General features: G+C 66.5%; 15 protein-coding genes. 7 read left to right on the forward strand and 8 right to left on the reverse strand.

What is annotated here, in order from left to right:
• Positions 1–10: 10 nt before the first annotated feature.
• The 4 genes from HYG77_RS23455 to HYG77_RS23470 all read right to left on the reverse strand — a co-directional run bounded on the left by HYG77_RS23455 (position 11) and on the right by HYG77_RS23470 (position 5,913).
• Entirely contained in the window at positions 11–3,190 is a 3,180-nt protein-coding gene (locus HYG77_RS23455; RefSeq protein WP_208960790.1) for an NAD-glutamate dehydrogenase domain-containing protein, read from the reverse strand.
• A 149-nt stretch (positions 3,191–3,339) separates the two neighbouring features.
• On the reverse strand, positions 3,340–4,500 hold the full coding sequence (locus HYG77_RS23460) for an MFS transporter (protein WP_109332632.1): 1,161 nt from the start codon (positions 4,498–4,500) through the stop codon (positions 3,340–3,342).
• A 4-nt stretch (positions 4,501–4,504) separates the two neighbouring features.
• On the reverse strand, positions 4,505–4,969 hold the full coding sequence (locus tag HYG77_RS23465) for a hypothetical protein (RefSeq protein ID WP_109332631.1): 465 nt from the start codon (positions 4,967–4,969) through the stop codon (positions 4,505–4,507).
• 17 nt (positions 4,970–4,986) lie between these two features.
• On the reverse strand, positions 4,987–5,913 hold the full coding sequence (locus HYG77_RS23470) for an AEC family transporter (protein ID WP_109332630.1): 927 nt from the start codon (positions 5,911–5,913) through the stop codon (positions 4,987–4,989).
• 141 nt (positions 5,914–6,054) lie between these two features.
• Between HYG77_RS23470 and HYG77_RS23475 the strand changes: the two genes are divergently transcribed.
• The 3 genes from HYG77_RS23475 (at position 6,055) to HYG77_RS23485 (ending at position 8,271) form a co-directional block, all read left to right on the forward strand.
• The gene (locus tag HYG77_RS23475; RefSeq protein ID WP_208960791.1) at positions 6,055–7,101 is read left to right on the forward strand and encodes a serine hydrolase domain-containing protein; all 1,047 of its coding nucleotides are present in this window, start codon (positions 6,055–6,057) and stop codon (positions 7,099–7,101) included.
• 75 nt (positions 7,102–7,176) lie between these two features.
• On the forward strand, positions 7,177–7,575 hold the full coding sequence (locus HYG77_RS23480; RefSeq protein ID WP_208960792.1) for a DUF6153 family protein: 399 nt from the start codon (positions 7,177–7,179) through the stop codon (positions 7,573–7,575).
• A gap of 75 nt (positions 7,576–7,650) precedes the next feature.
• On the forward strand, positions 7,651–8,271 hold the full coding sequence (locus HYG77_RS23485) for a DUF305 domain-containing protein (protein ID WP_208960793.1): 621 nt from the start codon (positions 7,651–7,653) through the stop codon (positions 8,269–8,271).
• A 72-nt stretch (positions 8,272–8,343) separates the two neighbouring features.
• Here HYG77_RS23485 and rpsR read toward each other — a convergent pair whose 3' ends face one another.
• From rpsR to rpmB, 4 genes are read right to left on the reverse strand one after another with little or no spacing between them, the layout of a single operon-like run.
• Positions 8,344–8,598 carry a 30S ribosomal protein S18 gene (gene rpsR / locus HYG77_RS23490; RefSeq protein WP_005238639.1) on the reverse strand — a complete coding sequence of 85 codons (255 nt, stop codon included), beginning with the start codon at positions 8,596–8,598 and terminating at the stop codon, positions 8,344–8,346.
• 9 nt (positions 8,599–8,607) lie between these two features.
• The gene (gene rpsN / locus HYG77_RS23495; protein WP_109332620.1) at positions 8,608–8,913 is read right to left on the reverse strand and encodes a 30S ribosomal protein S14; all 306 of its coding nucleotides are present in this window, start codon (positions 8,911–8,913) and stop codon (positions 8,608–8,610) included.
• 12 nt (positions 8,914–8,925) lie between these two features.
• On the reverse strand, positions 8,926–9,090 hold the full coding sequence (gene rpmG / locus HYG77_RS23500) for a 50S ribosomal protein L33 (RefSeq protein ID WP_109332619.1): 165 nt from the start codon (positions 9,088–9,090) through the stop codon (positions 8,926–8,928).
• Complete coding sequence (gene rpmB / locus HYG77_RS23505) at positions 9,090–9,326, reverse strand: 50S ribosomal protein L28 (RefSeq protein WP_109332618.1); 237 nt, start codon at positions 9,324–9,326, stop codon at positions 9,090–9,092. Before rpmB ends, rpmG begins: the two co-directional genes overlap by 1 nt.
• Positions 9,327–9,435: 109 nt before the next feature.
• Here rpmB and HYG77_RS23510 point away from each other — a divergent pair, with 109 nt between their 5' ends.
• The 4 genes from HYG77_RS23510 to HYG77_RS23525 all read left to right on the forward strand — a co-directional run bounded on the left by HYG77_RS23510 (position 9,436) and on the right by HYG77_RS23525 (position 11,841).
• Positions 9,436–10,698 carry a GTP-binding protein gene (locus HYG77_RS23510; protein WP_208960794.1) on the forward strand — a complete coding sequence of 421 codons (1,263 nt, stop codon included), beginning with the start codon at positions 9,436–9,438 and terminating at the stop codon, positions 10,696–10,698.
• Positions 10,695–10,949 carry a type B 50S ribosomal protein L31 gene (locus HYG77_RS23515; protein ID WP_208960795.1) on the forward strand — a complete coding sequence of 85 codons (255 nt, stop codon included), beginning with the start codon at positions 10,695–10,697 and terminating at the stop codon, positions 10,947–10,949. Before HYG77_RS23510 ends, HYG77_RS23515 begins: the two co-directional genes overlap by 4 nt.
• A 61-nt stretch (positions 10,950–11,010) precedes the next feature.
• Positions 11,011–11,184 (forward strand): 50S ribosomal protein L32, encoded by a 174-nt coding sequence (gene rpmF / locus HYG77_RS23520; protein ID WP_109332604.1) that lies wholly within the window; start codon positions 11,011–11,013, stop codon positions 11,182–11,184.
• Positions 11,185–11,232: 48 nt separating this feature from the next.
• Entirely contained in the window at positions 11,233–11,841 is a 609-nt protein-coding gene (locus tag HYG77_RS23525; RefSeq protein ID WP_208960796.1) for a trimeric intracellular cation channel family protein, read from the forward strand.
• Positions 11,842–11,876: the final 35 nt, after the last annotated feature.

The raw sequence follows: 11,876 nt of genomic DNA on the forward strand, positions 1-11,876 counted from the left end.
GCGATAGGGGTCATCGGCAGCGGGTCAGTGCGAGAGTGAGCTCGGCATCGATCACGCAGATATTCGAATTGTCCACCCGATCGCGACTGCGGAGCTCGCCGAGCATGTGTGACAGCCGTTCCGCGGCCGTCGGGTGCCGGTCGAGCCAGGCGGCGACGGCGACCGCCGCGGAGGTGTCGGGGGAGGCGTCCCGCAGAACCGAGCCGATCAGCGCGTGCCAGTGCTCCTGCAGGTTGTCGACGAGGACGGCCGCCGCCATCGTCTCCCAGTAGGCGGTCCCGGTCTCGCCGACGGAGAACCGTTCCGACAGCCAGTCGAGGCCGATGACCCTGCCGAATTCTCGATAGGTTTCCGCAACCTGGGTGATCGGCAAGCCGAGCGTGCGTGCGGTGTCCTCGAGTGCGAACGCCTGCGCGAGGATGCGCAGCGTGCTCAAGTCCTGCGCGAGTGAACCGGTCAGCCGGGGCAGGGCGGTAGCCAGTTCGCGGACGGGGTCGGTGAATCGCTCGATCGACGCGCGAGCGTCCGTGTCCGCGGTGCGGTGCCGCAGGAGCCACGACGTGGTGCGCTCGATCAGGTCCTGGATGCCGAAATGCAGATTCAACCTCGTGCGGTGGGAGGCACCCGGCAAGGCGAGTACCTGGTCCCACAGGCGATCGATGTCGAACACCTGCCGCACCACCGCGTAGGCGCTCGTGATGTCGGGGGTGCCGACACCGAGGCGCTCCTCCAGGCGATGGATCAGTCCGGGTCCCACCCGGTCGATCATGTCGCCTGCGACGAGCACGGCGACGATCTCGCGGGCCAGTCGGTGTCCGCTGATCTGCTGCGGTACCCGCTCCCGGATCGGTGCGGGAAAGTAGTCCGCCAGGACACCGTCGAACACCGCGTCATCGAGGATCGGGGAGGCGAGAAGTTCCGTGACGACGAGATTCTTGGACTGTGCCAACAGGACGGCGATCTCGGGACGGACCAGTCCCTGCCCGGCGCGGTGTCGTGCAGTCAGTTCCGTTGCGGTCGGGAGGACCTCGGCGGATCGACTGAGTCCTGCGTCCCGTTCGAGGTTTTCGATCAGCCGTTCATGACGTCCGAGGAGGAAGGGGGCGTGCACCTCGGCGAGGCTGATCGCGAGGGTCTGGGCCGACGCGTCGGCCAGCACCGACTCGGCAATCTCGTCCTGGACGCGAGCGAGGAGTGAGTTCCGCTCCGCGGCAGGCAGTTCTCCGGCCGCTACCGCCGCGTCCACCGCGATCTTCAGGTTCACTTCGCGATCGGAGGTGGCGACACCGGTGGCGTTGTCGATGAAGTCCGCGTTGATCCGGCCGCCCCTCAGCGCATACTCGATGCGGGCCCGCTGGGTGAACCCGAGGTTCCCGCCCTCGCCGACCACTGCGGCGCGCAGCATGTCGGCGTCGACGCGGACGGAGTCGTTGGCCGGGTCGGCAGCATCGGCATGGCTTTCCGCGGACGCCTTGACGTAGGTTCCGATTCCGCCGTTCCACAACAGATCGACCTCGGCCGTGAGCAGGGCCTTCACCACCTCGTGCGGGGGCAGTTCGGCTTCCTCGACGCCGAGCCGTTCGCGCACCCGAGGAGACAGCGGAATCGTCTTGGTGGTCCGGGGCCACACCCCGCCACCGGCGGACACCACATCGCGGTCGTAGTCACCCCAGCTGCTTCCCGGCAGTGCGGCCAGTCGTTCGCGCTCGCGGTAGGACGCTTCGGAATCCGGGTCGGGGTCGAGGAAGATGTGCCGGTGGTCGAAGGCGCCGACGAGGCGGATCGCGCGACTGAGCAGCATGCCGTTGCCGAAGACGTCCCCGGACATGTCGCCGATCCCCACCACGGTGAACGCGTCGGTATCGACGTTCTTGCCCATCTCGGCGAAATGTCTCCGTACCGAAACCCATCCACCGCGTGCGGTGATACCCATCGCCTTGTGGTCGTAACCCGCCGAACCTCCGGAGGCGAAGGCGTCGCCGAGCCAGAAACCGCGGCGCACCGCAATACTGTTGGCGAGGTCGGAGAACCGCGCCGTGCCCTTGTCGGCGGCCACCACCAGATACGGATCGTCGCCGTCGTAGATCACGGTGTCGCGGGGGTGCACCACCTCGCCGTCGACGATGTTGTCGGTGACGTCGAGCAGTCCCTCGATGAAGGTCGTGTACGCCTGCCGCACAGCATCGGGAGCCGGATCGGTGCGCACGACGAACGCGCCCTTCGCACCCATCGGAACGATCGGCGAGTTCTTCACGTGCTGCGTCTTCATCAGTCCCAGTACCTCGGTGCGGAAGTCGTCCTTGCGGTCCGACCAGCGCAGACCGCCGCGGGACACCGTGCCGCTGCGCACGTGACTGCCCTCCACTATCCGAGAGTGCACGAAGATCTCCCGGTACGGGGTGACGGGAGCGGACAGCGACAGCAGCGCAGGATCGATCTTGAACGCCGCCGCGGTGCCGGCTCCCGCCGTGCGGTCGTGCTGAAACCAGTTGGTGCGCAGTACGGCCGAGATGAACGACAACATGCCGCGCAGCAAGCGGTCCTCGTCCAACGTCGTTGTCTTCTCGATGGCGGTGAGGAGGATCTTCTCCGCATCCGCGACGGCCGTGCCCCGATCGGTCCGCGCAGGATCGAAGCGAGCCGCGAACAGTGCGCCGAACCCGCGCACAAAACTACTGTTGCGCAACAGGATTGCCACGATGTTCGGCTCCGACAGTCCGAGTCCCACCTGGCGGAGATAACGGCAGGCCGCACGAATCAGGACGGCGTCGGACCACGACACGTTGGCGGCCGGAATGAGACGGGTAAATCCGTCCACCTCCAAATGTCCCGCGGCCGCGGCCCCGAACGCGGCGGAGACGAGGCCGGGAGTCGTGCTGTCCCAGGTGGAGCCGTCGGTGCTGAAATCGAAGCGGTGCACTACCGTCTCGCTGGATTCGGCGGCGGGAAGCTGCTCATGGGAGGCAACCCGCAAACCGAGGTCGGCGAAGAGCGCGACGAGTTCCGCGAGCAGGGGAGCCTGCGGCCAGACCATCACGGCCGCCCGCCCGGACCCGGTGTCGGCGGGGTCGAGGAAACGTAGCTGCGGAGTGATGTCGCCCGATGCCTGTACCGCGCTCGATTCGGCGCGCTCGTCCTGATGTGGACGAGGAGTGTCGGTCGTGCTCGGAATGACACCGGTAAAGCTCATCGTGTGGCTCCTGACCCCTGATCTGGCAAACGCGTGACTGGGGACAAGTCTGCCGAGGAGAGACGCACGCCACAGCCGACGAAGTGGAGCGTCGAACACCGGCCGGTGCGACATTTAGGCACCCGTGAGTACTTGTTAACCGCGGGTGGTTATGAAGTACGCACGGCTCGCCAGGTGGACACCGCCGCCGTGCCCAGAAGACCTCCGGTGATCACGAAGATCGACGCCGTGCCCGCGACACCGGCCATAGCGCCGGCGGCCAAGGGGATCAGCACCTGGCCCAGGCGGTTACCGGTCAGGCGCAGAGACAACGCGGCGGCCCGGTTGGGGCCGGTGACGAGGCCGGTCACCCAGGTCATCGTCAGCGGTTGCCCGATGCCCCAGAAGAAGCCGGCCACCACCAGGAGCAAGGCCATCCACCACGGATCGCGGACGAACGGCAGGAGCGCGGTGGGCAGCGCCGAACACAATGTCGCGGAGACGAGCAGTCGCTGTCGCGGTGCCCGGGTGAGCAGCCACGGCAGAAACGCCCGGGACACGATCGATGCCGCGGTGCGCGCGGTGAGCAGCAACGACACCAGGAGAACGCTGAAACCGAATTCGTGGCCCAGCACGGGCAGATAGGCCACGACGACGTCGACGGAGGCGAGGACGATGAGGCTGCTGAACACCGCGGGTCGCATACCGGACGTCGAGATCATGCTCGCGACGGATTGCTGCTGGTCTTTCGCGGCCGGCTTCCTGGACTGCGGACGCTCGCGGATCGGCCACGCGAACGGAATCGACGCCAGCGACACCGCGGCCATGACCGCCAGCGCGAGAGTGGTCTGCACCGGACCGCCGTCCGAGCTGCGGGCCGCGATCAGCCCCACGACCGGCACGCCGACGGCCTGACCGACCGACACGCCGAGGGTCAGGCCCGCGAACCCCTTGTCCAGCTCGCCCGGTTTCGACAGCAAGGTGATGAATCCCTGCCCGGCCACGGTGACGAGGATCTGGCCGAACCCGAGGACCACGTTGCCCACGCCGAGCACGATCAGGTCGTTGCTGAGCGCGATCACCACGACACCGAGTGTCGTGAGCGCCACGCCGGTACGCAGGACTGCGGCCGCGTGCCGCTGGTCGACCGCCCGCCCGATGCGGACCGCGACGAGCAGGGGTGCCAGCGAGAACAGGGCCGTCACGATTCCGATAGTGACCGCGTCACCGCCGAGTGCGAGGACACGGTACGAGACGAGAACGCGGACGGCGTGATAGACGGCCTGGAGTAGTGCGGTGGCGATGCAGACGTTGAGGAACCAGTGCTTCAACGGCTCACCCGTTGATCACCCGACGATCGCCGAGCGGCGCCTGCAAAGGCACCTCGAGCGTGCCGAACACTGCGACCAGGATGCACATCTTGTCGGCCGACTCCGGCAGGCTTCCGGTGCGTAGGGAGATGGTGACGGTAGTGTCCGTCTCGGTGACGGTCGCATCGGCGCCGTAACACTCTGGCGTTCCGGTGACGAAATGGATCGCGACCTTGTTGCCGTCGGCGCGGGACCACGACTCGAACGGGGTCGGATGGGCGCGGACGATGTCGGGCCGGGCGGTGAACACCGTACCGAATTCCTCGCCGGGTACCTCGCTGGGCACGGGCATCCCCGACGACGGATGGGTCGGGCTCGGGTCGACGGCGGATGCGATCTCGGGGGGAATCGTCGGTTCGTCGGTGCTCGAGGTGGACCCGCATCCGGCGACGGCGAGGCAGGCCAGCACTGCGAGGGCGATTACGCGCATAAGCCACGGTAACCCCGTCACGCGAGCAGTCCCGAGACCAGCGCAATTGCCGGAATCGCCGCCAAAGTGGTGACGAAGGCCGTGTCGCGCGCCAGCACCGTTCCGCACCGGTACCGGCTGGCGTAGACGAAGACGTTCTGCGCCGTCGGCAGGGTCGACACCACCACGATCGCGAACAATTCGTGTCCCTCGAGGCCGAGTAGGTATCGCGCCATCAGGTACGCGAGGACGGGTTGCACGCCGATCTTGAGCACCGACGCCAGTGCGACGTCCCGGCGTGGACTCGTTCCCTTTTCGAGGACGCGCACCCCGTACAGCGAGATACCGAAGGCGAGCAGGGCACCCGGTACGGAGGCGCCGCCGATGAGCCGGAACGGTTGCATCACCGCTTCGGGCGGGGTCCAGTCGACGAGGGCGAGCACCAGTCCAGCGGCGCCGGCCACGACGATCGGATTCTTGAACGGTGCGGTTACGGTCTCGAGTCGCGATGCGCTCCTGCGCAACGTGGTGATGTCCAAGATGGTCAACGCGATCGGCGAGTACACGATTATCTGGAACAGGAGCAGTGGGGCCACGAACGACGCATCACCGAGCACGAACACCGCAATGGGAATGCCCAGGTTCGCGGAATTGACGTACGACGCCGACAACGCCCCGATCGTCAGCTCCGGTAGCGACCTGCGCAGCCATACCCGTGCCACCACCATGTACAGTGCGCCGACTGTCAAAGCGGTCGCAGCAGCGACGGCCAGCGTCGGCGAAAAGATCACGGAAAGGTCGGACGATGCAAGCGAATCGAACAGCAGCGCCGGTGTCGCGACGAAGAACACCAGCCTGCCCAGGACGGATTCGCCCTCCGCTCCGAGCGTTCCACGCCGGCCGAGAATATAGCCGATCGCGATGATCACGAAGATGACGGTGAATCCCGCAACTATTCCCGACACGCTGCGGGGCACCTCCTCGACCGGTGAGCCTCTTGTCGGCAAACCGTCCGAAGTCTAGTGGGGGCCTTTCCGGTGGGTGACAATAGGCTCGAGCGGGAACCGGGAGAGGCACGTGCGTTCGGACGTGCGCGAGGAGTTGCGATGCTGCGTCGGACGACCATTTTGTGCGCGCTGTTCTGCGCCTGCGTTCTCACGGCGGTCACGGCTCCCGCTACGTCTGCGCTGGCGCCCCCGTCGAGCGGTGACCCGCAATTGGTGTCGCTCGCCGGACACGTTCTGAGCCGCACCTATCGCGAAAACGCCAGTGTCGCATACGTGGACGCGTCCGGAACCCGGTTCGCCCACTTCGGTGCGGCCGACGACACCGAGTACGAGATAGGTTCTCTCACCAAGACGTTCACCGCGCAGCTGTTCGTCGATGCGGTGGCGCGCGGTGAGGTGCGGGAGGACACCGTCGTCGGTGAATTGCTGCCGTTGCGGGATGCGCCGGTCGCCGACGTGACCCTGTTCGAATTGGCCTCGCACACGTCGGGACTGGCGCAGTTTCCGATGACCACCGATGCCGTTGTGGCGGTGGGCCACTGGGTGTCCGCGACCAATCCCTTCACATACGACCGGGAGGCGCTGCTGCAGCAGGTGCAGTCGGCGCAGCTCGGCAGTCGCGGAACCTACGCGTATTCGACGGTCGGTTTCGCGTTGCTCGGTCAGGCGTTGGCCGCGGCAGCCGGCACCGACTATCCGTCGCTCCTACGCGAACGGATGCTGGTACCGCTCGGGTTGTCGGATACCTGGTTACCGCTGACTGCGGCAGACCTGCCCGCCGACGCCACCCGCGGATTCGACGTACTGCATCGATCGCAGGAACCGTGGCCGCTCGACGCCTACGCTCCCGCCGGCGGGCTGCGGTCCACGGCGGCGGATATGGCGGGCTACGTACGGCAGCTTATCGACGGCACGGTGCCGGGCAGCGCCGCGATGGACCAGCGGTGGATCGGCAACACCTACCGGGCATTGACGTGGTCGGTGGTGCCGTTCGAGGGGCGCGAGTACACGCTCCACGGCGGGGCGACGGGCGGCTTTCAGTGCACCGTGGTTCTCGATCGGCGCGGCGAGCGCGGATTGGTCATCCTCACCAACACCATCGGTGGCCTCGAGCAGCAGGGGCTCGATATCCTGTCGTCGCTCTGAGCTCATGCGAGTGCGACCAAAGGCTCGGTGTCACCGTCATACCCCTGGCGGGTATGTGCCGCTACAGTGGAAGTCATGACCCCGGCGGCGAGACGAAGGCGTGCGCCCACCGCACGCATTGCGTTGCTGGTCACGGTGGCGGCTGCGGTCCTCGTGATGCACAGTTTCACCGCAGCTTCCGCTCCGGCTCATGACGGTTCGTTGCATGCCGTGGCCGCCTCGCACGACCCCGGCACGAACCACGGCCACGACTGCACGGGAAACGAGTGCGAACAGTCGCACCCCAACGGACACCACTGCGCCGGCGTGGTCGTCGTGGCACCGGCGCTCACGCGTGCGACGGTGCCCTGCGTGGCCGGTGCCGAGGCGCCGTCGCCGACGTCGCGGGTGAGCGTCGACCGAGTGCAGTCCGGACGTGGACCACCGGCGTGGACCGTGTTGTCATTGGCGCAGCTGTCGATACTGCGGGTGTGACGGGGAGTCCGGAGCTCAGGGCTCCGGCGGATCTTGCTGCCACTTTCCCGAAGCATGTCCATGAGGAGATTTTCCATGCGTACCACCTATGCAGCTTTCATTGCCGCGGCGGCCGGCGCCGCGCTCGTCCTCGCCGGCTGCGGCACCGACTCGTCCGACCCGAGCAGTTCGGGCGCCTCGTCGACGTCCCGCTCCCTGTCGATCTCGGCCGAGGCCGGCAGCGGGGCCGAAGCACAGTTCAACGACGCCGACGTCACGTTCCTGCGCGGCATGTATCCGCATCATGCGCAGGCGGTGCAGATGGCCGAGATTGTCGACGGCCGCACCGACAACGCCGAACTGCTGGCGCTCGCCCAGCGGATCGCGGCCGCTCAGGCACCGGAGATGGATCAGATCACACGGTTGCTCGCTCAGTCGGGTAACCCCGCTCCGACGTCCACCGGTCACGAAGGGATGGACCACGGGTCGGGCGACGGAATGATGTCCGAAGGCGACATGTCCACCTTGATGGGCATGTCGGGGCCCGAGTTCGACCGGATGTGGCTGACGATGATGATCGAGCACCATGAGGGCGCCGTCGAGATGGCCGACACCGAACTGGCGGAGGGCGAGAATCCCGATGCCAAGCAACTCGCCACCGGCATCGTGAGCGCTCAGCAGCGGGAGATTGCCGAGATGCAGGCGATGCTCGGCTAGTTCCGCTCGGAATACGCCGAAGGCCGCGTAGTCCGTGGACTACGCGGCCTTCGGTTGTCTGCGAAGAAGCTGCTACCGGCTGGTGAAAGGCAGCAGGGCCATCTCGCGAGCGTTCTTGACGGCGACGGCAACCTGGCGCTGCTGCTGCGGGGTCAGGCCCGTCACGCGGCGGCTACGGATCTTGCCGCGATCGGAGATGAACGTGCGGAGAAGGTTGATGTCCTTGTAATCGACGTACTCGATCTTCGCCGCGAACAACGGGTTCTTCTTCGGCTTGCGTCCCTCGACGGGACGCGGCTTCTTCGACGGTGCTCTCTTGACTGCCATCTTCTTCCTTTACCAGCTCGACTTGTGGACGCCTGGCAGCTCCCCGCGGTGTGCCATCTCGCGAACACGCACGCGAGAGAGCCCGAACTTCCTCAGGTGGCCGCGCGGACGTCCATCCGCAGCGTCTCGATTGCGCAATCGTACCGGACTCGAGTCCCGGGGTAGACGCTGCAGTGCCGTCTGCGCCTGCGCGCGCTCGTCATCGCTGCTCGACGGGCGGCGGATGACCTCTTTCAGTTCGGCCCGCCGCTCCGCGTAGCGCGCAACGATGATTTTGCGCTGTTCGTTCTTTGCGATCTTCGACTTCTTCGCCATCGGGGGTGTCTTCTACTTTTCTTCTCGGAAATCGACGTGGCGCCGGACGACGGGGTCATACTTCTTCATCACCAGTCGGTCGGGGTCGTTGCGGCGGTTCTTCCTGGTGACGTAGGTGTATCCCGTACCCGCCGTCGACTTCAGCTTCACGATCGGACGGATTTCGTTCCGGGCCATCAGACCTTCTCTCCGCGGGCCCGGATCTTGGCAACCACGGCCTCGATTCCGTCCCGGTCGATGGTTTTGATCCCCTTGGCGGAGACGGTGAGAGTGATCCGCCGCCCCTCGCTGGGCAGAAGATATGTCTTCTTCTGGATGTTCGGATCCCAGCGCCGATTGGTGCGCTTGTGGGAGTGCGATACGGATTTGCCGAATCCTGGCCGGCGTCCGGTCACTTGGCAATGTGCCGACATGGGCATTCCTTTCTGTCTCCTCCCGCATCCAGGCGACTACCGGTCAGCAAGGTGATGACAATCATTTTCGACAACGACGAAAATCCAATGTAGCGTTTCTCAGTAAGCAATGACAATCGTTATCGAAAGGGTGCTCGTGAGTGAGATTCACCGGACGCCGCTCGTCCTGGTATCCGGATGGAGCGGCCCCACCGACACCGTCGCGCGGTCGCTGCTCCGTGACGACACCGTGGTCGTGCATCACGACCTCGACCTCGTGCACGAAGGCGTCGTGCGGCGCACCGTCACCACGATGGAGTCGGGGCGAGAGCGCACCCGCGTCGGAATCCTCGAGCTCGCGCACGGCTGTATCTCCTGCACACTCCGGGAAGACCTGCTCCCGTTGCTCCGCCGCCTTCATGCGCGCAGCTCCGTGCAGCGCATCGTGTTGCACCTCGACCGCCGGCTCGAACCCGAGGCCGTGTGCTGGGCAATCGAGCACGTGGTGGTGTCCGGGGTGGTCGGCCAGCTGGACGGGACCGCCTCACGCGATGTCCGTGTCGAGGCCGTGATCACGTGCATCGACGCCCAGTCGTGGCTCGACGACGCGACCGGCGACGAGGCTCTTGACGACGACCGGACCGTCGCGCAGGTCGCCGTCGGGCAGGTCGACTTCGCCGACGCCCTGGTGGTGTCGGGCAGCGCCGGCGACGGGTGGCAGCAGGCCAGGCTCCACGCCGTCCTCGCGCGGCTCGCTCCCGGCGCACCGATCGCCTGGGACGTCGACGGACTCGACGTCGAGCGGTTGCTCATGGAAATCCCCTCGGGTGCCCGGCGCGGCGAGCTGACGAACGCCCACTCACCTCTGCTGCGGGGGCAGCCTCCGCTGTCGCACGACTGCGGGGTCATGATCGTCGAGTTCTCGGCGAACCGGCCCTTCCACCCCGAGCGACTGCACGAGGCCATCGACGTTCTTCTGGACGGTGTGGTCACGGCGCGCGGCCGGGTGTGGGTCGCCACGCAGCCCGATGAGGCGCTGTGGCTCGAATCCGCCGGTGGGGGACTGCGGGTGGCGAGTGCGGATCGATGGCTGGCCGCGATGACCCCGGCCGAACAGGACCAACTCCCCACGGCGCGGCGAGCGATGGCGGCCCTGTGCTGGGACGAACGGTTCGGCGACCGGCACAGCTCGATGGTGGTTCTGGTGCATGCTGCCGACCCCAGCGACATCGACCGGACGCTCCAGTGGGCGCTGGTCACCGACGAAGAACTCGCCGACGAGGCCGCGTGGGAGTCGTGGCCCGACCCGTTCGGCCAGTTCCACGAAGACCCCTGCGACAGCAGCGAATCACCGTACGCAGAACCCGACAGCTCGAGAGAGGGACACGAATGAAACCGAACATCCACCCCGACTACCACCCCGTGGTCTTCCAGGACGCCAGCACCGGAACCACGTTCCTCACGCGGTCGACGGTGACCAGCGACCGCACCGTGGAGTGGACGGACGGCAACATTTATCCGCTGGTGGTGGTCGACGTGACCAGTGAGTCGCACCCGTTCTGGACCGGCGCGCAACGCGTCATGGACACCGCGGGCCGCGTCGAGAAGTTCGAACGCCGGTATGGAGTGCGCAAGCGCCTGTGAGTACTTCTTAACACTCCGTGGTTAAGAAGTACTCACAGGCGACGAAGGAGGAGAGAGAAAGATGGCAGTACCCAAGCGCAAAATGTCGCGGTCCAACACGCGTAGTCGCAGGTCGCAGTGGAAGGCTCAGGTTCCCGAGCTGGTGGAGGTGACTGTCGGGGGAACCACCCACCGGGTACCCCGCCGGCTGGTGAAGGCCGTGAAGCTGGGCTTGCTGGACCCGGCTGACAGGTAGGCCCGGCCGGGACGAAACGAGGGCAGGCCCGCGTGCGAACCTTGGCGGGTGCTGCTCTACATCCTCGAACTGGTGGGCATCGCGGCGTTTGCGGCGTCGGGTGCTCTGGTGGGCGTGACGAAGCGGCTCGACATCTTCGGGGTGTGCGTGGTCGGTGTCTTCACCGGTATCGGTGGCGGCATCGTCCGCGACCTCCTGCTGGACATCCATCCGCCCACGTCGCTGGGGAGCTGGCCCAACTTCGGCACTGCCCTCGGCACGTCGTTGCTGGTGTTCTTCCTGCACTCGGCGCTCGGCCGACTGCGCCGCGAGATTCTCGTGCTCGACGCGGTGGGTATGGGCCTGTTCGCGAGTACGGGTGCGGTGATTGCACTCGAGCACGGCGCGAGCCCGCTGGCCTCGTGCCTGATAGGGGGCACGGCGGCCATCGGTGGGGGAATATTGCGCGACGTGTTGGTGAACGAAGTTCCGCTGCTGCTACACAGGGATCTCTACGCAATCCCCGCGCTCCTGGGGTCGGCGCTGGTGGTCGTGTCGAGTGAACTCGGGTCCGGTCCGAACGCCGCTCTGATCGCGGGCACGGCGCTGGCCTCGGTTCTCCGTCTGCTCGCGCTCTGGCGAAAGTGGAGCCTGCCGGGACCGCGCATCGTGGAGTGATCACATCCGGCTCCGTACCGACCCTTCTCAGCCAT

This window comes from Rhodococcus sp. ZPP (genome assembly GCF_017656075.1).
In the GTDB taxonomy this organism is placed as follows: Bacteria; Actinomycetota; Actinomycetes; order Mycobacteriales; family Mycobacteriaceae; genus Rhodococcus_F; species Rhodococcus_F oxybenzonivorans.

Coding starts and splice junctions, on each gene's coding strand:
- HYG77_RS23455 (WP_208960790.1), bottom strand. CDS start 3,190: ATGAGCTTTACCGGTGTCATTCCGAGCACGACCGACACTCCTCGTCCA.
- HYG77_RS23465 (WP_109332631.1), bottom strand. CDS start 4,969: ATGCGCGTAATCGCCCTCGCAGTGCTGGCCTGCCTCGCCGTCGCCGGA.
- HYG77_RS23475 (WP_208960791.1), top strand. CDS start 6,055: ATGCTGCGTCGGACGACCATTTTGTGCGCGCTGTTCTGCGCCTGCGTT.
- HYG77_RS23480 (WP_208960792.1), top strand. CDS start 7,177: ATGACCCCGGCGGCGAGACGAAGGCGTGCGCCCACCGCACGCATTGCG.
- HYG77_RS23485 (WP_208960793.1), top strand. CDS start 7,651: ATGCGTACCACCTATGCAGCTTTCATTGCCGCGGCGGCCGGCGCCGCG.
- rpsR (WP_005238639.1), bottom strand. CDS start 8,598: ATGGCAGTCAAGAGAGCACCGTCGAAGAAGCCGCGTCCCGTCGAGGGA.
- rpsN (WP_109332620.1), bottom strand. CDS start 8,913: ATGGCGAAGAAGTCGAAGATCGCAAAGAACGAACAGCGCAAAATCATC.
- rpmG (WP_109332619.1), bottom strand. CDS start 9,090: ATGGCCCGGAACGAAATCCGTCCGATCGTGAAGCTGAAGTCGACGGCG.
- rpmB (WP_109332618.1), bottom strand. CDS start 9,326: ATGTCGGCACATTGCCAAGTGACCGGACGCCGGCCAGGATTCGGCAAA.
- HYG77_RS23510 (WP_208960794.1), top strand. CDS start 9,436: ATGACAATCGTTATCGAAAGGGTGCTCGTGAGTGAGATTCACCGGACG.
- HYG77_RS23515 (WP_208960795.1), top strand. CDS start 10,695: ATGAAACCGAACATCCACCCCGACTACCACCCCGTGGTCTTCCAGGAC.
- rpmF (WP_109332604.1), top strand. CDS start 11,011: ATGGCAGTACCCAAGCGCAAAATGTCGCGGTCCAACACGCGTAGTCGC.